General features: G+C 36.0%; 26 protein-coding genes. 25 read left to right on the forward strand and 1 reads right to left on the reverse strand.

The window, feature by feature from the left end; all coding sequences use genetic code 11:
* Window positions 1-12: 12 nt before the first annotated feature.
* The 22 genes from LF822_RS00395 (at window position 13) to LF822_RS00495 (ending at window position 19681) form a co-directional block, all read left to right on the forward strand.
* On the forward strand, window positions 13-2793 hold the full coding sequence (locus LF822_RS00395) for a hypothetical protein (protein ID WP_253921991.1): 2781 nt from the start codon (window positions 13-15) through the stop codon (window positions 2791-2793).
* Between the two features lie 573 nt (window positions 2794-3366).
* Window positions 3367-4041 carry an AP2/ERF family transcription factor gene (locus LF822_RS00400; RefSeq protein WP_253921992.1) on the forward strand — a complete coding sequence of 225 codons (675 nt, stop codon included), beginning with the start codon at window positions 3367-3369 and terminating at the stop codon, window positions 4039-4041.
* 138 nt (window positions 4042-4179) lie between these two features.
* Window positions 4180-4434, forward strand: a complete 255-nt coding sequence (locus tag LF822_RS00405) for a hypothetical protein (RefSeq protein WP_253921993.1) — start codon at window positions 4180-4182, stop codon at window positions 4432-4434.
* A 63-nt stretch (window positions 4435-4497) separates the two neighbouring features.
* A complete protein-coding gene (locus tag LF822_RS00410; protein ID WP_253921994.1) occupies window positions 4498-4749 on the forward strand; it encodes a hypothetical protein in 252 nt (83 codons plus the stop codon).
* A gap of 60 nt (window positions 4750-4809) precedes the next feature.
* Entirely contained in the window at window positions 4810-5055 is a 246-nt protein-coding gene (locus LF822_RS23000; RefSeq protein WP_371925807.1) for an HNH endonuclease, read from the forward strand.
* Between the two features lie 187 nt (window positions 5056-5242).
* Window positions 5243-5596 carry a P27 family phage terminase small subunit gene (locus tag LF822_RS00415; RefSeq protein WP_253921995.1) on the forward strand — a complete coding sequence of 118 codons (354 nt, stop codon included), beginning with the start codon at window positions 5243-5245 and terminating at the stop codon, window positions 5594-5596.
* Window positions 5589-7328: a terminase large subunit gene (locus LF822_RS00420; RefSeq protein ID WP_253921996.1), complete on the forward strand. Its 1740-nt coding sequence runs from the start codon at window positions 5589-5591 to the stop codon at window positions 7326-7328. The genes LF822_RS00415 and LF822_RS00420 overlap by 8 nt, the downstream gene beginning before the upstream one ends.
* A gap of 173 nt (window positions 7329-7501) precedes the next feature.
* Complete coding sequence (locus tag LF822_RS00425; RefSeq protein ID WP_253921997.1) at window positions 7502-8689, forward strand: phage portal protein; 1188 nt, start codon at window positions 7502-7504, stop codon at window positions 8687-8689.
* Window positions 8682-9251: an HK97 family phage prohead protease gene (locus LF822_RS00430; protein WP_253921998.1), complete on the forward strand. Its 570-nt coding sequence runs from the start codon at window positions 8682-8684 to the stop codon at window positions 9249-9251. Before LF822_RS00425 ends, LF822_RS00430 begins: the two co-directional genes overlap by 8 nt.
* Entirely contained in the window at window positions 9251-10528 is a 1278-nt protein-coding gene (locus LF822_RS00435) for a phage major capsid protein (RefSeq protein ID WP_253921999.1), read from the forward strand. The genes LF822_RS00430 and LF822_RS00435 overlap by 1 nt, the downstream gene beginning before the upstream one ends.
* Window positions 10529-10544: 16 nt before the next feature.
* Complete coding sequence (locus LF822_RS00440; protein WP_253922000.1) at window positions 10545-10841, forward strand: hypothetical protein; 297 nt, start codon at window positions 10545-10547, stop codon at window positions 10839-10841.
* Window positions 10841-11137 (forward strand): hypothetical protein, encoded by a 297-nt coding sequence (locus tag LF822_RS00445; protein ID WP_253922001.1) that lies wholly within the window; start codon window positions 10841-10843, stop codon window positions 11135-11137. Before LF822_RS00440 ends, LF822_RS00445 begins: the two co-directional genes overlap by 1 nt.
* Window positions 11124-11432 (forward strand): phage head closure protein, encoded by a 309-nt coding sequence (locus tag LF822_RS00450; protein ID WP_253922002.1) that lies wholly within the window; start codon window positions 11124-11126, stop codon window positions 11430-11432. The genes LF822_RS00445 and LF822_RS00450 overlap by 14 nt, the downstream gene beginning before the upstream one ends.
* Window positions 11425-11775 carry an HK97 gp10 family phage protein gene (locus tag LF822_RS00455; RefSeq protein ID WP_253922003.1) on the forward strand — a complete coding sequence of 117 codons (351 nt, stop codon included), beginning with the start codon at window positions 11425-11427 and terminating at the stop codon, window positions 11773-11775. Before LF822_RS00450 ends, LF822_RS00455 begins: the two co-directional genes overlap by 8 nt.
* Complete coding sequence (locus LF822_RS00460; RefSeq protein WP_253922004.1) at window positions 11772-12101, forward strand: hypothetical protein; 330 nt, start codon at window positions 11772-11774, stop codon at window positions 12099-12101. Before LF822_RS00455 ends, LF822_RS00460 begins: the two co-directional genes overlap by 4 nt.
* A gap of 1 nt (window position 12102) precedes the next feature.
* Entirely contained in the window at window positions 12103-12675 is a 573-nt protein-coding gene (locus LF822_RS00465; RefSeq protein ID WP_253922005.1) for a major tail protein, read from the forward strand.
* Window positions 12676-12691: 16 nt separating this feature from the next.
* Window positions 12692-13045 carry a hypothetical protein gene (locus LF822_RS00470; RefSeq protein WP_253922006.1) on the forward strand — a complete coding sequence of 118 codons (354 nt, stop codon included), beginning with the start codon at window positions 12692-12694 and terminating at the stop codon, window positions 13043-13045.
* 269 nt (window positions 13046-13314) lie between these two features.
* A complete protein-coding gene (locus tag LF822_RS00475; RefSeq protein ID WP_253922007.1) occupies window positions 13315-15582 on the forward strand; it encodes a phage tail protein in 2268 nt (755 codons plus the stop codon).
* 6 nt (window positions 15583-15588) lie between these two features.
* Window positions 15589-16479, forward strand: coding sequence for a phage tail domain-containing protein (locus tag LF822_RS00480; RefSeq protein ID WP_253922008.1), 891 nt, complete (start codon window positions 15589-15591; stop codon window positions 16477-16479).
* Window positions 16480-16497: 18 nt separating this feature from the next.
* Window positions 16498-16749: a hypothetical protein gene (locus LF822_RS00485; RefSeq protein ID WP_253922009.1), complete on the forward strand. Its 252-nt coding sequence runs from the start codon at window positions 16498-16500 to the stop codon at window positions 16747-16749.
* Window positions 16746-18620: a hypothetical protein gene (locus tag LF822_RS00490; RefSeq protein WP_253922010.1), complete on the forward strand. Its 1875-nt coding sequence runs from the start codon at window positions 16746-16748 to the stop codon at window positions 18618-18620. The genes LF822_RS00485 and LF822_RS00490 overlap by 4 nt, the downstream gene beginning before the upstream one ends.
* Window positions 18621-18721: 101 nt before the next feature.
* The gene (locus LF822_RS00495; RefSeq protein WP_253922011.1) at window positions 18722-19681 is read left to right on the forward strand and encodes a glycosyltransferase family 2 protein; all 960 of its coding nucleotides are present in this window, start codon (window positions 18722-18724) and stop codon (window positions 19679-19681) included.
* Window positions 19682-19752: 71 nt separating this feature from the next.
* Here the strand turns inward: LF822_RS00495 and LF822_RS00500 are convergent, their stop codons facing one another.
* A complete protein-coding gene (locus LF822_RS00500) occupies window positions 19753-19914 on the reverse strand; it encodes a ribbon-helix-helix domain-containing protein (protein WP_253922012.1) in 162 nt (53 codons plus the stop codon).
* A gap of 112 nt (window positions 19915-20026) precedes the next feature.
* Here LF822_RS00500 and xerA point away from each other — a divergent pair, with 112 nt between their 5' ends.
* Genes xerA through LF822_RS00515 form a run of 3 tightly spaced genes read left to right on the forward strand, consistent with a single transcriptional unit; the run spans window position 20027 to window position 22953 of the window.
* The gene (xerA, locus tag LF822_RS00505; protein ID WP_253922013.1) at window positions 20027-21016 is read left to right on the forward strand and encodes a site-specific tyrosine recombinase/integron integrase; all 990 of its coding nucleotides are present in this window, start codon (window positions 20027-20029) and stop codon (window positions 21014-21016) included.
* Window positions 21017-21073: 57 nt separating this feature from the next.
* Window positions 21074-21292 (forward strand): hypothetical protein, encoded by a 219-nt coding sequence (locus tag LF822_RS00510; RefSeq protein WP_253922014.1) that lies wholly within the window; start codon window positions 21074-21076, stop codon window positions 21290-21292.
* 56 nt (window positions 21293-21348) lie between these two features.
* Entirely contained in the window at window positions 21349-22953 is a 1605-nt protein-coding gene (locus tag LF822_RS00515; protein WP_253922015.1) for a right-handed parallel beta-helix repeat-containing protein, read from the forward strand.
* Window positions 22954-22955 lie beyond the last annotated feature (2 nt).

Below are 22955 nucleotides of genomic sequence, written 5' to 3' on the forward strand. Positions count from 1 at the left end.
GGAAATTTTTAAATGAACAATAATAACGGAATATATATCATGTCGGTAGAAGCATCTGATTTATTCAAACACAATTTTCGGGGTCACTTCTTAAATAAAGAGTTTGTGGGATACGTTCCACAATCGCTAGAGTTGCGAAAGTTGAAGACAATGGATGAGTTTACTACATTTACAAGCAAAAGACATCCAATCAAAACATTTTCTGCAGATATTATCAACGTAAAGTTTGACCAGAAAGTTAGAAGCAGTGCTGAAATGATAGAGGGTTATGAGGGGGAAATAAATGAACTTCTGGATTACGTAGACTATTTTGCCATTCCTGAAGATATAGAAGATGAATACGGTAACGTTGTTGAAGATAACAAGGAATTTACTTTATCTGTTGACGATGAAGAGTACATAGAAAAACTAAATAATAAAATTATATCTTTGAAATTGAAGGAAGATGAGGAAGGGTTTGAAGCATACTCTTCCAAAGAATTACGGACAAAGATTTATAAGGATGGATTTATTGTTAAAGACTACGATTTTAAAACTGGTGAGCTTGTTGCAGAAACTAAATATAGCTATTATAAGCGATCTGGATCAAAATCGAGACAGGGAATGGCATGGTTTATAAAAGATGAATTATATAGGGACATGATTAAGTGGAGTCGAATGGGAATTGAATTTAAAGAAGGAGAGCAGGTTGATTTACCGTCCTTGCAAGCGTATGAGAGTTTAATCACCAGCTCGTGCAAGGATTTCATTAATATCAACCCTGAATCAATTCTCATGGTCGATGACAAGGTTTCTAGTTTCTCTGAAACATCCAATGTAATTAAGAAGGTAAGCGGAGAAATTGACAGTGTTGAAACCGAGAATTACATGATAAACAATGAAGTGTTTGACGGTGCAGCTTTGATTGAAAGTGAGTTATGTGAAGGTAAAGGCAAGATGCTATTGCTTCGATCTCACTTTATGAAAGCTGCAGCATTTTCTGCAAACATACAGCTCTTCTTAAAGGACTATGCAGAAGAGAACGGCATTGACTTTGATACATGGAAAATCGATGACATGTTCGGGAATAAAATTAAGGCTTCTTCAATCCGCATGATAATGAATCCTAGTTGCCTTAAAGCACTGAAGTTCTCTAAGTGCATAAGTGATAAGTCAGATAAAATAGACCAACAGAATGATATGTGGCAACACTGGAAATCAGTAGTAAATGCAGATGAGAATGTGTTTGGTATATGCAAGACTGAAAAACCAACCACGCATAAATACGGATATACTCAAGGTGTGCCACTCCACCAGACCTCATACCAGATTTTAAATAGTCTAGAAGCCTCTAAGGAGCAAGTTGAGTCATTGGTTGATTATTATGAACGTGGATACATAATGGATCTTAAAAACAAAGATGAGAAATTTATAGAACATCTTGAAAAAGAAAAGAATGACATGAACTCCAATCAAATGTTTATTGACTTATATAAGCGTAATAAGAACATTGTTGGAACTAAGATGTTTCGGGAGTATCGAAGTAAAACAATAAGTAACTATGTGAGCCATGTAAAGAAAGGGAAAATTCGCATCCCGGGACAGTATGTAACAATGTTGTCGAATCCCATTGAATATTTGTATCATGCTGTCGGTGAAAGGTTTGATAAATCATTAACATTGCAAGGTAATCAAATACATACTACATTGTTTGGTGAAGATGGATTTAATAGAAAGTATACAGGTTTCCGTTCACCGCATTCGGGACAATCAAATGTCTTTGTTGGTGAGAATGTTAATAATGATTTAATCGAGAAATACATAGACTTATCAGATAATATTGTGGTTGTTTCAGCATTTGAACATAACATAATGGAAAAATTAAACGGGTGCGACTGGGACAGCGATACAATGCTTCTGGTGGATCATCCCACTATTCTGGAATTGGGAGAGAAGTGTTATAACAACTACAATGTAAATGTTAATGGATTATCTGCTGATCCTACTATTTATCATTACTCATTAGACGACATGGCAGTATCAGATAATAAATTAAGTGATGCTCAAACACAAATCGGAGAAGTAACTAACCTTGGCCAGCTTGCATTATCCAAGTTAGCACATAAGAAGAACAAAGGTCAGTATGATGAAGAGGCTAAACAGTTACAAAAATACGTTGACCTACTCGGTGTGTTATCGGGAGTATCAATTGATGGAGTTAAACGGCAATACGATGTAAATATTGATGCAGAAGTTAGGCGTATCCGAAAAGATATTGATCTACTTACAAAAGAAAATGATAAAGGTGAAAAGGTTGGTTGCAAGCCTAACTTCTGGAAGTACGTACATAACGATAAGCATGGTAAAAGCAAGCAACCACGAGAACATTATAAATGTCCGATGGATTATCTGTATAACATAATGACAAGTTTAAAGCCGGCAAACGGTAATAAACACGTTGAATTACTGACTCTGCTGAATAAAAAGGATAACCGACAAGCTAATCGTAGGCAGAAAAACAAGGTAAGTCCAATCGCAGATGAATTTCAACGGAAAATAGCTACTATCAATACTGCTGGCGGCAATGAGGATGAATTACATAATAGGCTCGAAGATGTGACTGAAGAATACCATAACTTATTTGGAAGACTGAAGATAAATGAAAATACGATGTTCGCTATACTTAAAATGATTAGTGATGATGCTGAAAATAAAGAGAAGGAAGGGAAGAAAAAATCCAATCTTAGGTTAATGAATCTGATGTTTAAATCACAACCCAAACGTTTCATTGAAGCGTTCAAAGAACAAAACTAAAAATGCACACATCAATATGCCAAATCCTTTTAATGTCAAGGGGTTTGGCTCTTTTTGTGTCTGACTAATATGAGAGGGGATTGAAACACGAACGCATGCATTATTTCGTGGCATTGAAGGGCATAGATCCAAGTAAATGACTTTTCCCTCTTTTTCTGTTTTTAAAATAAACACATTCGTTCCCGTAATCTTAGTATATCAATGATTAAGAAGAGAAGCAAGTGGTTTTTTTATTTTTTTAAAATTGAATAAAAATATCCAAATTTATTTTACTATATTTTGGGTGTCAAGTAAAGTGAATTATTAAATGGATATATTTGTAATTGGTTTGAGGTGGCTAATGCCACTTTAAATATACATTAATAAATTTCTCCCTTTTAAGCCCTGGCATTTATTTGTCAGGGTGATTTTTATTTATGTTTGTACATTGATTAGGGACTCCACATCCCTTCTAGTGTATATGAGGCTCATCTATTAATTTAGGTGGGTCTTATTATGCATTAGAGAGTGGGATCTGTAATCAGTGTATGAAAAACGGTCATGCACTAGAAAAATGTGGAAGAGGATGATTAAATGAATGAGGTAAATGTAAAGGATGGCTATGTTGAAATCCTGTTAGAAGGGAAGCATGGCACCGGAAAGAAGTGCTGGGTAAATACAGATGACTATATGCGGCTTAAAATGCACAAATATCGGTGGCTGCTTACAGGGTGTGAGGGCAATTATGTTTATGCGTGGGATTCAAAAAAGAAGAAAAATATTAGAATGCATCGTTTGATCCTCGGGTTAAAAGACACATCTATATGGGGAGATCATAAGGATAGAACTGAAGAGGGCAGAGATAATAGAAAGAGTAATCTCAGAAGTGCCTCACCTGCTGAAAATAATTATAATAGACGGAAAAATAAAAATAGCAAAAGTAAATACAAAGGTGTTAGTCCTCGAAAAGGTGACGGTAAGATGAGGTGTCAAATTCGGTTAAATAGAAAGAAAACCGAGTTTAAAACATGGGACTCTGAAGAGCAAGCTGCATACGCATATGATTGTGCTGCGCTAAAAATTCATGGTAAACATGCCAAAATAAATAATGTTGCCGAGTTATTAAATGAAGAACAGAGGCATGAAATAGAAGAGTATGTAGATGCTAGGTTGTCTAAGTTGCTAGATAAGAAAGATAGGCGTATTGACCTAACAAATAAATTTACTGATAAGCAACAGGACGATTTGGATATAGAAGGTATGAAGTAAATACATAGAACAATTTTCACCGAAAAATACATAAAATATAGTAATTTTATATCATAATAATCCATATTAAGGAAGGAATCTCTCCATAAATGTCGAAAGGTAAGATAACGACAAAATGAAGGGAGGTTTAATTGTCAAATGAGTATTAAAGGAATGGAAATACACCCAACAGATAAGTTCAGTTTCCATCATGATGACAGAATAATTGACCGTAAAACAGGAGAAGAATTGTATAAAAGCTTACCTAAGGAATGGGATGGAAGATTGCAATGCGGAGAAATCGTAAACTCTGACACTTCTAATGCTTATATGGTAAAAAGAATCGAAATTCAATTCCCAGACAATGATCAGGAAGTAAGGAATATTAAAGTATATTTAGAAATTAATAAGTAATATTTTGAACGATCTTGTTAAAAGGTCGTTCTTTTTTATTATCTAAAAGGTAGATGAAGACAAATGAATAATATTGGATACTTTGAGCTACTGGAGAAGATTGCAGAACAGATGGAGCAGACAAATCAAACACTAAAAGAAATGAATGATAGTGGTGCTTTTAGATTGGATAAGCATAAGACGGTTTGTGAATGTGGTGGGATAATTGGACGTGGGACAGAGTCAATAAATCCTCATTCCGGTAGGGTGCTTGAGAAGCATCCACCAAGATGTAGTAACTGTCTTAAAGAGTATCCTGGAAAGGGAGATGAGTGAATGAAGGAAACAATACCATTTTACAATTCACCGAAATGAAAGCGTAAGAGGGCAAACATATTGAGGCGAGATGAGTATGAGTGTCGTGAATGCCGTAGATATGGAAGGGTTACACAGGCTGTGATTGTCCATCATATTTTTCCTTTGGAAAATTATTCACAATATAAGTTGACGGATGATAATTTGTACTCTTGCTGCAATGCGTGTCATGAATCATTTCATAATCGATTTGAAAATGAATTGACTGACAAAGGTTTGAAGTTGCAGCAAAGAATGAAAGACAAAATAATTAATTGTGACGGATAAAGTATTTAATTTATTTTTTTATTTTTGAGTGAAAGAATCACAATTAGAACTAAAATCCGAACGAAATTAACCCGCCCCTCTTTATAGTTCGGATAACACTAGGGAATACCGATGGGATGGGAGCCTTTTCCAATAGAGCGGCTGTGAGGAAAGTTTTTTTGACCAATTTAGGAAGGGAGGTATAAGCATGTCTCGCAAGGTATTGAAGCGGAATACGATAAGGAAAAGAGTCATTGATGACATGAAAAAATTAGGTGTTTTTAAAGAAGAATATCGGGACATTATAGATATTTATGTTGATACATATCATGATTATTTAGTAGCTCGTAATGATTTTGAAGAGAACGGGAGACAGTATGAGTCTTATACGGCTGCCGGAAATCCGAAGAAAAGTGCAATAGTGGATTCAATTGAAAAACTAAGGAAGGATATTCTTGCATACTCGGACAGGTTATGCCTCTCTCCAAAAAGTTTAGAGAATGTTTCTGCAGAAAAGGAAGGTAATTCTAAACTTGCAAGCGTGTTGAGTCAACTTGAATAAATTATTTAAAAACTACGATATTGTTATGGAGTTTGCAAACAGTACAATTGAAGGACGAAGAGTAGCAAATAAAGAGCAGATTCAAATGTGTCAGAGATTTATGAAGGATCTTGATAATACCGATTATGTGTTTAATCCAAAAGATCCAGAGTTTGTAATTCAGGTAATTGAATCTACGTTTGTTCACCAAAAGGGTGAAAGCATCGAGGGGTATCCATTAAGGGGTACTCCATTTTTATTGCAACCTTGGCAAAAATTTGTAATTTATAACTTGCTTGGATTCTTTCATGCAGACAAAGAAGGTAATCAATCAAAACTCAGACGGTTTAAAGAATCCTTTTGTCTTCTGCCGAGGAAGCAGGGTAAAAGTCCGTTCATGAGTGCATTATCTTGGGGTCTTGCTCTTTTGGAAAGAAAGTCTTCAGCGGAGATTATAATTGTTGGTGAAAAACTTAAACAAGCAATGCAAAGTTTTAACTTTCTATTATTTAATTTGCGAAACATGGGGGAAGACAAAAATTTCCGTGTACTCGATAACAACCAAGAGCATAGTATAAGTGGTGATCTTGCAGATGGTTATTTGCGTATTGAAACCATAGCTGGTAATAGTGACAAAATGGATTCTTTAAATACCCTTATCCAAATTTTGGATGAGTTGCATTTGTATAAATCTGCCAGCCATTATAATACCATCAAAGAGAGTGGTAAGGCATATAGGAATAGTCTTTGTATAGGCATTACCACAGCAGGTGATAACCCAAATAGTTTTTGTTATAACAGGATGAAATACTGTCAAAAGATATTAGACGGCACTGTTAAGGATGAACAGTATTTTGTTTTTATTGCTAAAGCAGATGAAGATGAGGATGGCGATGTAGATTACACTAATCCTATTGAACATGAGAAAGCAAATGTTAATTATAACGTTTCTGTCTCTGCACAGGAACTGATGAATGATGCATTACAGGCGCAGAACGATCCACAACAAAGGAAATCATTTTTGGCTAAAAGTTTGAACATTTATACATCAAGCATGAATACCTATTTCAACATTGAAGAATTTAGAGCTAGTGATAAAAAGTATAATTGGTCACTTGAAGAATTAGCTAAATTACCTGTCGATTGGTACGGCGGATGTGATCTTGCTAAGCTGCATGACCTTTGTGGAAGTTCGTTGTACGGAACTTACAAAGATGTAGACATAGCAATTACACATGCATTCTTCCCTAGACCTGCTGCTTACCAAAAGGCAGATGAGGATAATATTCCATTATTCGGGTGGTTAGACGACGGTCATCTAACTATGACTAATTCGGCTGTAATCGATCATCAAGAGATTGTTAGATGGTTCAAAAAAATGAGAGAAATGGGATTCAATATAAAGCAGGTTGGATTTGATCCTAAATTTGGAAGAGAATTCTTTCTCAATATGAAGCGTGAAAAGTTTAGAGTTGAAGATACTCCACAATTACACTATTTGAAGTCAGAAGGATTCAGACGTATTGAGAGCAAAGCAAAAGAAGGCAAGTTTTATTATCTTCATTCTGACGCTTATGAATACTGCTTGCAAAACGTAAAAGCGGTAGAGAAAACAGACGATGCTATACAGTATGAAAAAGTTATGCCTACTCAAAGGATTGACTTATTTGATGCATCTGTATTCTCTTCAATGCAAATGTTAAAGAATTTAGCGAAATCAGGAACTGCTTCGAAGTGGTTAGGGGGTTCTTAAAATCGAATTAATAAAAGAAAATATTATAGAGATCATTCTACTTATTGGGATTTTGCTTGTTTCAATAGGTTTTTTTATGTTCTCAACTATACTAGGAATGATTATAACTGGTGTAATGCTGATGGCATTGGCATTAGGTATTGCAAAAGGAAGTGAAGGAGGTGATTAGATAAATGGGGTTTTTATTTAAAAACAAAAAGCCTGGATCAAGTAAACGTGATGCAGAAAGTTGGTTTTTGACTCAAGATGCTTATGATACTTTAGCCGTCCCAGGATATACAACTCTGGCAGATAATCCTGAGGTCAAAATAGCCGTACATAAGATTGCAGAATTGATTAGTTCTATGACGATTCATTTAATGCGAAATGGAGACAATGGAGACGTTAGAGTTAAAAATGAGTTGTCCAAAAAGTTAGATATCAGCCCATACAGCCTTATGACTCGTAAAGCATGGGTATATAGCATTGTGCAAAATTTATTGGTGCATGGTGAAGGTAACAGCGTCATCTATCCTAAGACTTCTGATGGTTTAATTGAGGATTTAATTCCTATGTCTCCACATAAAATTAGGTTTCGGGATGTCGATACTTCTTATCAAATTATTCATAATAACAAAACTTACAATTATGATGAGGTGTTACATTTTACTATTAATCCAGATCCAGATAGGCCATTCATCGGACAGGGTTATAGAGTTGTGTTAAAGGATATTGTATATAACTTAAAGCAAGCAAGTGCAACGAAAAAAGAGTTTATGAGCGGCAAATACAATCCATCTCTGATAGTTAAAGTTGATTCTAATACGGCAGAACTTTCGAGTGAAGAGGGACGAGATAGTGTTTATCAAAAATACTTGCAATCGTCTAAAGCTGGACAGCCTTGGATTATTCCTGCTGAGATGTTGGAAGTTGATCAAGTTAAGCCTTTATCACTGAAAGATATTGCATTAAATGAGTCAGTTGAAATTGATAAGAAGACAGTAGCTGGAATCTTTGGGGTTCCTGCTTTTTTTATGGGCATCGGGAGTTATGACAGAGGCGAATACAATAATTTTATTAACTCAACTATTCTCCCAATTGCTAAAGGTATAGAGCAGGAATTAACACGAAAGTTACTAATTGCTCCAGACCTTTATTTTAAATTTAATGCTCACAGCCTGTATGCCTATGACATGAAAGAGTTGGCTGATGTATTTACTGGTCTTTATGCTCAAGGATTAGCACCTGGTAACGAAGTTAGGGACAAATTAGGGTTGTCGCCTTTGGATGGCTTAGATCAATTAGTCATGCTCGAAAACTACATACCATCTGACAAAATTGGAGATCAATCCAAATTGAAAGGTGGTGATGAAGATGAATAGAGAGCAGCGTCAAATGAGAAGTGTAGTATCAGACTTGTCTACTCGTGCTGAAGAAGGCAATGAAAAAGCAATCGAAGGTTATTTTGCAGTTTTCAACAGTCCTACTGAATTGTTCCCTGGAGCATTTGAGGAGATTGATCCTGAAGCATTTAACAATACATTAGGTAATGATATTCGTGCTCTAATTAATCACGATACTGCACAGGTATTGGGGCGTAATAAATCAGGTTCTTTGGAGTTGAAAGTAGACTCACATGGGTTATGGGGTCGTATTAAAATCAATGAAGACGACAGCGATGCCGTAAATTTATACTCCCGTGTTCAAAGAGGGGACGTAGACCAGTGTTCATTTGGCTTTAATATTATCAATGAAGAAACTGATATGCGTGACGACGGCACAGTTAAATGGCGATTAAAAGAAGTAGACCTCCATGAGTGTAGTGTAGTTACATTTCCAGCGTATGAAAATACAGGTGTCCAAGCTCGTAAAAAAGACTTGGAAACTATGAAAGCAAGAAAGCTAGAACAACGAAAACAACAATTAAAGGAGCGATTAAGATAATGGCATTAAAACAACTAATGTTAAATAAGAAAATTAGTCAACGTAAATCTTTGCTAGAAGAATTGAACCAAACTACTGAAGAATTTAATACACGATCTGCAGAGTTAGAACAAGCAATCGAGGAAGCGGAATCTGATGAGGAAGTTTCAACCGTGGAAGAAGAAGTGAATCAATTGGATTCAGATAAAGAAAAAAATGAAACTAAAAAGCAAGATTTAGAAACGGAGATTGCCGATTTAGAGGCGGAACTAGAACAACTAAATGAAAATGAACCTAAGCGTTCAATGAATACTGAGTTAGAAACTCGCACACACCAAACAATTGAAGGAGCTGGAAACATGAAAGTAAATAAGTATGAAAGTCGTTCACAAATGATGGAAAGATTAAATCAACCGGAGGTACGTGAATTTTACGGTAAGTTAAAAGAAGCTGTACAAAATAAACGTTCCCTTTCTGGTAGTGACCTTGTAATCCCTGAACAGGTTATGGATCGTATTAAGCCAATGATTGGCGATTACTCAAGTCTTTATAACGAAGTTGAAGTAATTAACTTAAGCGGTACTGGTCGTGCAATTCTCGACGGTGCTATTCCTAAAGGTATTTGGACTGAAGCTTCTGGTGCTCTAGAAGAGCTTTCCCTTGCTTTTGACTCAGTAGAACTTGATGGATATAAAGTAGGCGGATTTGTACCAGTTGATAACCATATTGTAGAAGATTCTATGATTGACCTAGCTAACTATGTAGAGGATCGTATTGCTCGTGCTATCGGTAAAGCAATTGATGACGCTATCTTAAACGGTGGAGGATCTACTGATAAACAACCAGAGGGTATCATTCCTGCGGTTGAAGATGATGCGGTAACTTCTGACTTTACTTTTTCTGACCTACTTCCGAACTTGGCTGTAGTGGATAATGGGGAAGACAATGTAGGGGAAATTATTGCAGTAATGAAACGTGCAACATATTACAAGCACTTCCTACCTCAGACCGTTGCAACTACGGACGATGGCCGTCAAGTTGTACAAGGAGTTAACAATCCTAACCTTGCAGGTGTGCGTGTAGTATTTGACCAGTACACTCCAGATGATGCAGTTGTATTTGGTGACTTTAAACAATATATGTTAGGTGAGCGTCGTGGTGTACAGTTGGCTTCTTCTTCTGAAGCACGTTTTGTTGAAGACCAAACTGTATTTAAAGGTACTGCTCGTTATGATGGGAAACCAGCTAAAAATGAAGCATTTGTACTGGTTAACTATGATGACGGTTCATCTGCATAATATGGAGGTGCAGTAAATGAGTAATTATGTTGTAGTAAAATCTTTTAAGGATTTACAAGACAACAAATATCAGTATCAAAAAGGTGCTGCTTATCCTCGAAATGGAATTAACCCTGACGATGACCGAATTAAAGAACTAAGCGGTAGTAATAACAATATGGGTAAAGTTCTAATTAAGCAAGTAGAGGAAGATAAGCCTAATCACAAATATCCTCTCCACACTGGTGGTAGCTGGTATCAGTTGAGTAATGGCGAAAAAGTACAAGGTAAAGACAAGGCATATACGTCACAGCAAGAACTGGATGATCAATAATGGATGAAGAAATGATTAAATCTGCATTAGATATAGTTAAAGCCAGATTAGGTATAAGTAGTACTGTTAGAGATTCATACATAACGAAGATTGTTGAAGGCGTAGTAACTGAATTAGAAGAGGAGAAAGGGCTGGTACTTGATAGTGCCAGCTCTTATCATTTAATGTTTGTTGCTGATTTCTCCACATGGCGATATCAAAACAAAGATGTAATGAGTGGGATGCCTAGACATCTACAATTTAGACTTCATAATTTAATAATTCACATGGGCGGTGAGGATAGTGAAGACGTTTGATCATGAACTAACGCTCATTCATGTTAGTTATGAAGAAGATGAGATAGGTAATCAAAAGAAAGTTGAAGAAAAAAGAACAATTCTTTGTAACGTTAATTCAATTAGTAAAAGTGAATTTTATGATGCTTCTGTCCAAGGAATAAAACCAGAAATAGAATTCATTATTAATAAATTTGAATATGAGAATGAGTCAAAGGTGGAATTTGAAGGAGTTAAGTATTCAGTAATTAGAACTTACTCAATTAATTTTGAAGAAATAGAATTGACATGTGAAAGAGTGGTTGGCAATGGATGATATCAGTAAACAAATAGCCCAAGCACTAGCTGAATACACCAATGATGTAACTGAAGGGTTAGAGAAAGCCAAAAAGGAAGTCGCTAAAAATACAGTTAAAGAATTGAAAAGAACTAGTCCAGTAGGTGACACAGGTGATTATGCAAAAGGCTGGAAAAGTAAGAAATCAGGTACTGCTCAAGTAGTACATAACAAAACAGATTACCAGTTGACTCATTTACTTGAAAAAGGTCATGCCAAGCGTGGCGCAGGACGTGTTCAAGGACAGAAGCATATTGAACCTGCTGAAGAAAAGGCCATTCGAGAGTATTTAGAAGCAGCAGAGAAGGTGATTAGAGGATGACACTAATTGAATTAAAAGCAATTTTAGATGCTGCAGGCTACCCTGTAGCTTATTCGCATTTCACGCAAACAGAAAATAATCCTGTTCCTGATCCACCTTTTATCACTTATCTGGTTGATTCTTCTTCAAATTTATTTGCAGATAACAAAGTACATCAAAAGATTAATAATGTTCAAATTGAATTGTATACAGATTACAAGGATTTAGAAGCTGAAGAAAAACTTGAAGATTTGTTAGATGAAAATGAAATTCCCTATGAAACGTTAGAGGAATGGATTGAAACAGAACAAATGTATCAAAAAATTTACGAAACGAGGATGATATAAAATGAGTAACAAGGTTACATACGGATTGAAAAATGTACACTTTGCCCCTATTACTGTTGATTCAGATACTGGTGAAGTAACTTATGAAACACCTGAAAAGATGTTAGGTGCTGTAGAATTATCGCTTGAAGCACGTGGTGACATGGTGGAATTTTATGCAGACGACATGCTATTTTACTCTGCTCAAAACAACCAGGGCTATGAAGGAACTTTATCAATCTCACAAATCCCTGAAAAGTTTTCAACTGATGTTTTAGGAGAGGAAAAAGACGAAGACGATGCTGTTATAACTGAAAAGCTAACAGCACAAGGTAGCCCATTTGCTTTAATGTTTGAATTCCAAGGGGATAAAAAAGCAATTAGACATGTACTTTATCATTGTACAGCTAACCGTCCTACAGTATCTTCTACCTCAAAAACTGATTCGGTGGAGCCAAATGCTAATGAATTAACATTTATTGCAAGTGGTCGAGAGTCTGATGGATATGTCAAAACAAGAACTACTACTAATACATCTTCTACTATTTACGATGCTTGGTTCGATGAAGTTTACGAGAAAGATGAGTCAGCATAAAAGGGGAGGTTAATTAATGGAGAAGACAATTGAAATTGATGGTAAGCAGGTACGTTTTAAATCTACAGGCGCAACACCTTTACGTTATAAAACGCAGTTTGGAAAGGACTTCTTTGCTGATTTAATGAAAATGGAAAGCCTAACTAAGTTAAAAAAGAATAAGCAGCCAACTTACAAGGATCTTAAGGATTTGGACATGGAGACTTTTTATAACATTGTTTGGGTGTTAGCAAAAACTGCTGACAAAGAAATATCAGAGCCTATTGAATGGCTGGATACTTTTGACGAATTTCCACTTTTTGAAGTCCTTCCACAGTTGCAGGAGTTAATGATTAGCTCCTTAAAGGGTAAGCAGAGCGAAAAAAAGTAAAGAATGAAGATGATGAATCTGATGGAGAGCCAATAAACACTGATACTTTTCTCTTTATGGTGAAACAAGTTGGTTTAAATCATGACGATTTAGAAGTATTTACTGTCGGTATGTGTTTAGATTTCATTGACGAATATGTTGAACAAAACAAAGACGAAAAAGACAAGACTAGAAAAGCTAGGCAATCAGATTTTGATTCGTTCTAACACATGAGACCTCACTATTTTTAGTGGGGTTTTTATTATGCCATAAAAAAGGCAGGTGAAAATATGGCTAGAAATATCAAAGGTATCACGGTTGAATTTGATGGCGAAACAAAAGGATTAGACAAAGCTTTATCCAATGTAAATAAAAGAAGTAGAGACCTTCAGGGCGAATTAAAAGACGTTGAAAGACTTCTTAAATTTAATCCTGGTAATACTGAACTTATTGAACAAAAGCAAAAGTTGTTAGGGGATCAGGTTGAAAATACTGCCGACAAATTACAAAAACTAAAAGGTGCTCAAAAAGATGTAGAGCGTCAGTTTAAAAATGGTGATATTGGCGAAGAACAATATCGGGCATTTCAGCGTGAGTTAACCGAAAGTGAAAGTAAATTAAGCACCTTTGAAGGCAAGTTAAAACGTTCTCAAAGCAAGGTGCAAAATTTTGGCGATAAGATGAAAGATGCCGGAGACAAAGTTAAAGGTGTCGGAAACAAAATGAAGGACATAGGCGGTACAATGTCTACGTCTGTAACAGCTCCCCTTGTAGGTGGACTATTTGCAGTCACCAAAGGGACTGAAGATACACGTGAATCTTTATCCAGGTTAGAACAAAACGCTGAAGATGCTGGCGTAGGTACAGATAAGATGAAAGAGGCTTTGTCAAGGTTATCTGGTGTTACGGGTGATACTGATGCAAACGTAGAGGCATTATCTAATTTACTTGCTTCTGGATTCGATAGTGACGGTATGACTAAGGCAATGGATGCTTTGAGCGGTGCAGTTATTAAGTTCCCTGACACGATGAATATTGAAGGATTAGCAGACGGCCTCCAGGAGACATTATCGACTGGTAAGGCTACTGGTTCATTTGCTGAGTTACTTGAACGTATGGGAATTAACCTTGAAGACTTCGATGAAGGGTTGCAAAATGCTGCAAAGTCTGGAGACGAACAAAAATACGCCCTTGAAGCTTTAGCTGATACAGGACTTGCTAAAGTAAATGACAAATACCGTGAAAATAATGAGGAATTAGTCAAATCTAAAGAGGGATCTGAGGATTTTAAACAATCAATGGCTGAACTAGGTGAAACGTTACAGCCTATAGTGACGGCAATCACTGAAAAGGTGAAACAGCTTGTTGACTGGTTTAATGAATTGAGTCCGTCTGGTCAGAAGATTGTTTTAATCATTGCTGCAATAGCTTTAGCTATCGGGCCATTGATTGTTATTATTAGTATGGTCGTTACTGCCATAGGTAGTCTAATAACCATAGCAGGAGCATTAAGTATTGGTTTAGCTCCTTTGATAGGCATTATATTAGCAGTCGTAGCCGGTGTAGCCTTACTTGTTGCTGGATTTGTACTTGCTTATAACAAGTTAGAATGGTTTCGTGAAATGGCTAATATGACATGGGAGTTTATCAAAGAGTCCTTTTCAAACGCACTAGCTTTCTTGAAAGCCTTATTTACAGGCGATTTTGAGAAAATGAAGCAGATAGCCATTGACCAGCTAAATTTAACCAAAGAGTTTATATCCAATATTCTAGAAAAAGTGAAAGACGTATTTTTCATGGCTCTAGACTGGATCAATCAGAAAACAGATGGAAAATTCTCTTCTACGATTGATGCCATTAAAAAATATATGGATATGGGACTTGAGATAATAAAAAGTATATGGAAATTCATAGAAAATTCTTTTAAAAATTCCCTGGACTGGGTTTCTTCATTACTCGAAGGAGATTTTGAGGGAATGGCCGATGCCGTTAAAAATCAGATGGGGAATATTTGGGATACAATTGTCGATATTTGGGGTAGTGTCGAAGACTTTTTCGGTGACATTGACCTTAAAGAAATCGGACGAGAGATTATCCAAGGTTTAATTGACGGTATTAACAGCATGGGCAAATGGGTTCGTGGTGCAATTGAAGACTTGTCTGGATGGATTCCTAATTGGATTAAGGAAAAGTTAGGTATTGCTTCTCCAAGTAAAGTAACAATGAAACTTGGTAAATATACTGGTGAAGGATTAGAGCAAGGGATCACCTCAATGGTTGGCCGTATCCAAAAGGCTAGTCAAAGGATGGCTGATGCTACTGTACCTAAAATGCCTAAGTTGAATAAAAATAGACTTGCCTCTGCAGATGCAGGGGGAGAATTCGATTCTCCATCAAGTCAAAGTAATAGAGATAATGCTGAGTCTGGTAATACATACAACTTTGAACGAATGTTTGAAGGTGCTAACTTTAGTGTTCGAGATGATCGAGACATAGAAGAGTTGGCAAGGGAATTATTTGAACACTTTAAAGACATGAGTAGAGGAAGGGGAGTGTGATGATATTTGATTAAATTAGATGACAAATCGTTAAAAGAATTTAACATTATACCGAATAAAGGACATACAAACCCATCCACTCCCTCATTCTCGGAGAAAACTTTAGAGATACCAGGGAAAGATGGGCTTTATTATTTAGGTGTTAAAGATGGAGTGAGAACATTTACTTTTCCTTTAACGATTATGGAAAAGGAAAGATCAGAATCACAAAAGGTTTTACGTGAATTTGTTAATTTATTTCATGATTCCAGAGGAAGAAAGCGAAAAGTAAAACTTAGCTTTGATTATGAGAGTGAAAAATATTACTACGTTAGGTTAAGCAGTGACATAAACCCTACCAGGACACGTGCAGTTTTCCAGTTTGATCTTACTTTAACTACTTATGATGGCTGGTTGTATGCTGCTTCGGATGCTTATGATCCCAAGACAGTTGAGGAATACAATTCTGGATTGGAGTATGGAGAGCCTGAAGCTGAATATGTAAATCAAACCAATACCTCATTCAGTAACAGTAAACAATACGTAGGGATCTATAACTATTCCCATTACAATACACCTTTTTCATTCATGATAGAAGGTTATGTGATTAATCCAAGGATAACTAATATTGCAACAGGTAAAAGCGTTTCATTCAACCTCACATTAGAGGCTGGTGAAAGGCTTTATTTTGATTCCAAATTAATGACTGTTTGGCGAGAGAAAGGGAGCAAGTTCCATGACTATTGGATCTCTCCTACGATGTCTATGAAATATCCGTATGAATGGGAAAAATTTAATACTTATGACGGCATGAGCGGGGATTTTTTAGAGCTAACAGCAGAGGAAAACACCTTGTTATTTGAAGGTGGAGATCCTAGTGCACATGTTCAATTCGAATGGGAACACCGGTTTAAGTAAAGGAGAGTGAGCTATTAAATGCCAAAAAAATATACAAGTGCGACTATTTTGACGGATGGTCAAGGTAATCCCATATCACAATATTTAGATGTGAACGATAAAACAGATTCACCAGAAGGAACTTTCAAGCCCATAATTAGCATGGAATACTACGGTACTTCTGATGAAACCAAGCCTACTGATGGAGTTGTGAAAGGCTCCACATTTTATGAATTTGATAGTGGCGATACATACATTTTTGACGGAGATTCGTGGGGGTATTTTGTATGATGAACCTAAACCCCAATGCAGCTAAATTTATTGCAAGACAAGCAAAGTTACAATCAAAAGATGCAGAAGACAAAGCGGATAATGCTGTAGAAGTATCTGATGAAGCAAAAAGTATTGCTGACGATGCTACAAGTACGGCCATTGATGCTAAGTCTACAGCTGATGAAGCATTGGACAATTCAGAAACGACACAGCAACAGTTAGATGACATCATTTTAGAAAATGGGGACTCAGAAGCTGAGGTTGTTCAAGCACGAGGAAATGAAGATTTATTATATAAAAGGTTAGATAAAACTGATGAACAGTTGGCCGAGAAAGCACATGTGATAAATGTTCATGAATACAGCACGATAGAAGGAGCTATAACAAAAGCATCTGAGTTGAAAGACGACGCAACAAAACCAGTGTTGCTGTTCTCTTTTAAAGGTGATTTTCAAACGTCAGATACGATAAGCATCCCGTCTGGTATTAATGTAATAATGGAAAAAACCTTAATTTATACAGGAAGCAATGACGAACCTGCTTTGATTGTGGGTGAACCAGGCAAAAGTAATAAAGGCGTGAAAATAAATATAAAAGTGAAAAGGGATTCCTTATCTGATTGGACTGACGAAAGTTCTGTCGGTGTAAGAATAATCAACAGTAACGCTTGTGATATAAATATTGCAGAAGCCCGAGGGTTCACCATTGGAGCACAATTAATCGGGAGCGATGGAGGATTCGCTTATAGTGAAATTCATTTAGGAGATATTCAAGATAATAAGTTTGGCTTAGACTGTACCAATGAAGGAAGCGAAGGGCTGGGATGGTTTAACGAAAATGTGATTGTGGGAGGACGTTTTTGGTGTTCATCTTCTGCAAATACATCCTTATCACGCTATGGAGTTAGAATAACATCAAATGATGAAAATTACACGAACAATAACTCCAATTTTTTCTTAAAACCTAGCTTTGAATTAAGAGAACCCGATGACGGAGAAGCAATACCTCTCCTAATCGAACACGGGAACTCTAATACTTTTGAAAATTGTCGTAACGAAAATAATTCAGATACTTTTGCTAGATTTTTAAATGAGTCAACAGAAAACACTGTAACGAGTGGTTACGGGTACATCGAAATAGAGGACGAATCGAAATACCCTTCAAATCACCTTAGATCAATAAGAAATAAAAATGAGGATAATATGAATAACCTGATTTTTCATTCTGGTGATTTGCAAAGTAAAACTTTTATCTACAACGAAACAGATGAACGCTATAATGTTGCGGGTATGTTTTTGTGCGGTTCAGTAAATTCAAATATAAATAAATCTCACACATCTATAACAGTCAACGATAGAAGCATTACGCTAGGTTCAAGCAGGGCCGTAGGAATCAGAGTGGACACAAGCCAAACGAAAAAATTCGTCGTTAGAAGAGATGTATCAGAATCGAATCCCGGAAGGGCGTCTATAAGGTGCTGGGATGAAAACCTTGATATTTTATACGACGAGGAAATTGACTATGTTAAAGGTAAGAGTAGCACTACTCCCACACGGAATTCTAACTTTGGTGGGGTATATCGGATGGGTGCTGAATCGCAAAGTGACTTTTATTTTGTTGTTAATGATGATGTTAAGTTCATTGATGTTTTATGCGGAGATTGTGACATTTCAAGTTTTTCCATTTATACAGACGAAAACATTTCCACAGCTTTTAACCCTTTAACGAATACGAGTGAAAACCTAGCAACAGAACCACCCACTACAGGAGAATTTAAAAGAGGAAAAATATTATACAATGATAATTCACTGAGCACAGGCGATAACATTGGATGGATTAACGTAGAAGAAGATGGTTGTGATTTTAGAACTTTCGGGGAAATTAACTAGTAACCATTCAGACGATACCTTGATAGAAAAATCTTACTATTTTTTTCAATTTTCCCCTATTATTGTTATAATTAATGGAAAATAATCAAGGGGGAAATTAAGTGATTCGTTTGTCGATAATAATACCGCATTATAATTCTACCGAAACATTGTTGAGATTATTGGGAACTGTACCAAATAAAGAAGAAATTCAAATTTTAGTGATTGATGACCACAGCAAAAAAGAAGAGAAGGAAAAGTTAATTAACATTAAAGATGCCAGTACACACAAAAATATTCAGTTTTTAGAGAATGATGCAGATAAAAAAGGGGCTGGGTCAGCAAGAAATGTCGGACTAGAAAAAGCCACAGGAGAATGGGTTCTTTTTGCTGATTCAGATGATTTTTTTGTGGATAGTTTTTATGAAGCTGTCGAAGAATATTTTAATGCAAACGTTGATGTAGTGTTTTTTAAACCGACAAGTATTGAGTTGGATACCGGAAATGTGTCTAATCGACACATACGTTTTGCTGAGGCGATTGATGATTATTACGACTCTAAGAGTAAGAAATCTGATTTGATGTTAAGGTATAAGATTGTTGTTCCCTGGTCTAAATTAATAAGGAGAAGTGTAATAGAAGAAAATGAAATTTCATTTGAGAATGTAATCGTCTCGAATGACGTTATGTTTTCAGCGAAATTAGGATTTCACATTGAAAACTTTGATGTATCTAACGATACGATATACTGCGTAACGAGAAGTAGAGGTAGTCTGGTAACGTCTTTAAACGAAAAAGCATTCGATACCCGTGTAGGGGTTTTTATAAGGTACTATCATTTTTTACAGGATCATTTGAGTAAAGAGGAGTTTAATTCTGTAGATGTAACGGGTCAGGGTTATGTTTATAATTCCACGAAGTACGGATACAAGAAATTATACAATGTTTGCAGAACTTTCAATAAAAATAAGGTTAGACTCGTTAGTACGAAAATAATTAACCCTATATGGTTTTTAAAAAATGTTGCGTTTGTTCGACATCACCGCAAAAAAACAAAAAGATTTTATAAAAAAGTACAATGATTTGTTAAATAGTTGGATGATACTGCGACAAAATGATTTGAATACATAACACAAAGAAAGAGTCTTCAGGTTTATTCTGAGGACTCTTTTTCAATACCTTTTTGTACTAATTCTCTAATTGCTTCGTTTCTGTTTTTTAACCTTTTCTTATGCCAGTATTCTTCAATGTCTTCAACCATTTCATTAGGAAATGTAACTAAGATTTGAGTGTTCTTCGATTTATCAACTACCATAATGCACCTCCTGAATATATTATAGGTTATATAACTTATATTGACAACCTCTCTCTTTAAGTATATGCTAGTGATATAAGTTATATAACTAACTATTTGGGGAGATGGTAAGATGGAGACCGTTGGAGAGTTGATGATTTCTGAAATTGCCGGATATATCTCAAGTCTTGTACCGATTAATGTAGAGGATACAAAAAGTGAACTATCCTCAATCATAACCAAGTACCATGTTACGAAAGTGGAACGAGAAGAGGTTCACCCTGATTTACACGAAAAGATTATTCTTTTTCTCTCTTCTAAAAAATTGGAGGGATTAAGCCCTTTAACGCTTGAAGGTTATGAAATGGACTTAAAAATATTTGCAGATAAGGTAAAGAAGAAGACAGAAGATATTTCTGCTGCAGATATCCGTGTTTATTTGGGTGCTTATAACCATTTGAAAATGAGTACAGTTGGTAAGAAATTATCAGTATTGAAAAGTTTCTTTTCCTGGTTAACATCTGAAGAAATTATACAACGTGATCCTTCTTTTAAACTTAAGCCACCCAAAACAGGAAAGCGACTACCTAAAGCATTAACAATTGAAGAATTAGAAATGCTTAGAGAATCATGTGAGACGATCAGACAAAGAGCTTTCTTAGAAGTCCTCTATGCTACTGGTTGTAGATTGTCTGAGATACATGGATTAAATAGAAGAGATGTTAATTACCAGTCAATGAGTCGTAGTGTTATTGGTAAAGGGGATAAAGAAAGGGAAGTTTACTTTTCTTTTAAAGCTATGTATCACTTAAACAAGTACTTAAAAAGTCGAAAAGATGATAATGAGGCATTAATGGTATCTGAGAGAAGGCCATACGGCAGGTTAAGTAAGAGGGGCATTCAAAGAGAAATAAGAGTAATAGCGGAGAATGCAGGCATTAAAAGTAAAGTAAGTCCGCATGTTTTACGTCATACCTTTGCCACTTTAACACTTAATAACGGTGCTGAATTATCAGCAATTCAAGGCTTGCTAGGCCATGAAGATCCGGCTACTACTCAAATTTATGCTCAGTTAACTGAAGAGAAGAAACGTGAACAACATAAGAAGTTTTTAGTTCAGTAAAAAAAGAGGGAAATACTTCCTTTTGTCGAACTAGTTCGATAGGAGGGAGGTGGAACTGTGGAAAAATATGATTTAAACATCTACATGGGAGAAGAGAAGTTGGCCTCATTAGAAGTTGAGGCCAATAATAAAGACACTGCCTATAGAAACTTTGTGGATAAGCAAATAGGGGATACAGTTCAATTTGAAGAACAAGAAACTTTGTACATTATCAGAATGGACAATGTATCTCACATAAAAATAACACAAACAAACGAACATTATACAGGTATGTAGAGCCACTCATATTGAGGGCTCTTTTTTTATGCAAAAAATTAGAAAGAGGTGAGTAGATGTCAGACAGAATTGAAGCAATACAAGGTTTGGTTCGATCAGAGCCTTTAAATCGTAACTTTAGTTATCTTGATTCAAAGAAAGTTAGTATAGGTGACTTACCTTTTTTTAATGTTCAAGACTATGGTGCTATTGGTGATGGAGATGCAGACGATACTCAAGCCATTCAAACAGTTTTTGATGAGGCTAACGACTCTGATGGGATTGAAGTCTTATTCCCTCCTGGTACTTATAGGGTTACTGATCCGTTATACATACGTAAAAACACGAAAGTAATAGCACATAACGCAATTATTGATAAAAAGCATGATGGAACATTCTTGTTAAATATTGAATCTGACTCAGAGGATACCGGTTATGACGGTCATGGAAATATCTACATAGAAGGCGGTATTTGGAATTCTAATGCACCTGATTATACAGGTGGTACAGCTTTTGTATTTGGTCATGGTGAAAATATTACCTTCAGAGACATAACACTTTTAGATGTTAATCCTGGTCATGCTATTGAATTTAATGCTTGTAAAAATGTATTAGTAGATGCATCTAAGTTCTTTGGAATGGTAGATGTAGACGGCAAAGAGTATTCTGAAGCTATTCAACTTGACTTAATGAAGTCTCAAGGTGTTTTTCCTTGGAAAGATTCAAACTTTGATAATACACCTTGTCAGGATGTTATTATTCAAAATTGCTTGTTTGGTGCAAGTGAGGAAAATGGAGCATGGGGTAGAGCTGTAGGCTCTCACTCTGCCACAGCAGACAGATGGCATGAACGTATATTTATCACTAACAACATTGTAAAAGACTGTCACCACTGGGCGTTTAGAGCTTATAGCTGGAATGATGTAACAATTAACGACAACATGATTTTTGATTGTGGTGGAGGTATTTCACTAGATCCTAATGCCGTTGATGGCTCAGACGATACGGATACAGACGGAAATGCTACGGGAACAAGTAATAAGATTGAAAGATTTACCATACAAGGTAACAGAATTAAAGGTGGCGGCTCGTATGGCTCTGCTATGAGTATTACGGGTGATGATGACAACCTTCTAGTTAATGCCACAATATCTGATAATCAAGTAATTGATTATGATGGTGGTTATGCCCTCTACATATCAAGAGTTACTGACTCGACAATATCAAACAACATATTGAAAAATGTTGAATTAGCTATTAAATTATCTGAATGCTGGTTAGTTAATGTTACCGGAAATCTTTTACGTTCAGTCGCTGAGACAGGTATTGAAGCATTCAGCAATAATGAAGAAATTAACATTAGTGGTAACAGTTTATTCTTTGTAAGAGGTCACGGTATTTGGGTTAGTGGAAATGATACTACGGCTATTACAAGCAACCTATTTACAGGTATTGGATATGCATCTGACGGTGACTATCAAGGTGTTCGAGTGACCACTTCTAGTGATCGGATAACGATAAATAACAATACATTTAGAAATTGGGGTTCAGATTATCAAATGGAGCAAGCCATATACACAAGCTCATCTACTACCAATTCAATCGTAGCTGTCAATAATTGTGCAGGCATCTCTGTTTATATCAATGAGGAAACCACTGAATACGGTAATCTAACAGGCTAATA

This window comes from Halobacillus sp. A5 (genome assembly GCF_024189315.1).
GTDB lineage: Bacteria > Bacillota > Bacilli > Bacillales > Halobacillaceae > Halobacillus_A.

Bases quoted from the DNA above. Each gene is read 5' to 3' on its own strand.
- LF822_RS00515 (WP_253922015.1), top strand. From the start codon at position 21,349: ATGTCAGACAGAATTGAAGCAATACAAGGTTTGGTTCGATCAGAGCCT.
- LF822_RS00500 (WP_253922012.1), bottom strand. From the start codon at position 19,914: ATGGTAGTTGATAAATCGAAGAACACTCAAATCTTAGTTACATTTCCT.
- LF822_RS00490 (WP_253922010.1), top strand. From the start codon at position 16,746: ATGATGAACCTAAACCCCAATGCAGCTAAATTTATTGCAAGACAAGCA.
- LF822_RS00400 (WP_253921992.1), top strand. From the start codon at position 3,367: ATGAATGAGGTAAATGTAAAGGATGGCTATGTTGAAATCCTGTTAGAA.
- LF822_RS00425 (WP_253921997.1), top strand. From the start codon at position 7,502: ATGGGGTTTTTATTTAAAAACAAAAAGCCTGGATCAAGTAAACGTGAT.
- LF822_RS00405 (WP_253921993.1), top strand. From the start codon at position 4,180: ATGAGTATTAAAGGAATGGAAATACACCCAACAGATAAGTTCAGTTTC.
- xerA (WP_253922013.1), top strand. From the start codon at position 20,027: ATGGAGACCGTTGGAGAGTTGATGATTTCTGAAATTGCCGGATATATC.
- LF822_RS00460 (WP_253922004.1), top strand. From the start codon at position 11,772: ATGACACTAATTGAATTAAAAGCAATTTTAGATGCTGCAGGCTACCCT.
- LF822_RS00455 (WP_253922003.1), top strand. From the start codon at position 11,425: ATGGATGATATCAGTAAACAAATAGCCCAAGCACTAGCTGAATACACC.
- LF822_RS00440 (WP_253922000.1), top strand. From the start codon at position 10,545: ATGAGTAATTATGTTGTAGTAAAATCTTTTAAGGATTTACAAGACAAC.
- LF822_RS00430 (WP_253921998.1), top strand. From the start codon at position 8,682: ATGAATAGAGAGCAGCGTCAAATGAGAAGTGTAGTATCAGACTTGTCT.
- LF822_RS00415 (WP_253921995.1), top strand. From the start codon at position 5,243: ATGTCTCGCAAGGTATTGAAGCGGAATACGATAAGGAAAAGAGTCATT.
- LF822_RS00445 (WP_253922001.1), top strand. From the start codon at position 10,841: ATGGATGAAGAAATGATTAAATCTGCATTAGATATAGTTAAAGCCAGA.
- LF822_RS00395 (WP_253921991.1), top strand. From the start codon at position 13: ATGAACAATAATAACGGAATATATATCATGTCGGTAGAAGCATCTGAT.
- LF822_RS00435 (WP_253921999.1), top strand. From the start codon at position 9,251: ATGGCATTAAAACAACTAATGTTAAATAAGAAAATTAGTCAACGTAAA.
- LF822_RS00470 (WP_253922006.1), top strand. From the start codon at position 12,692: ATGGAGAAGACAATTGAAATTGATGGTAAGCAGGTACGTTTTAAATCT.
- LF822_RS00475 (WP_253922007.1), top strand. From the start codon at position 13,315: ATGGCTAGAAATATCAAAGGTATCACGGTTGAATTTGATGGCGAAACA.
- LF822_RS00465 (WP_253922005.1), top strand. From the start codon at position 12,103: ATGAGTAACAAGGTTACATACGGATTGAAAAATGTACACTTTGCCCCT.
- LF822_RS00485 (WP_253922009.1), top strand. From the start codon at position 16,498: ATGCCAAAAAAATATACAAGTGCGACTATTTTGACGGATGGTCAAGGT.
- LF822_RS00410 (WP_253921994.1), top strand. From the start codon at position 4,498: ATGAATAATATTGGATACTTTGAGCTACTGGAGAAGATTGCAGAACAG.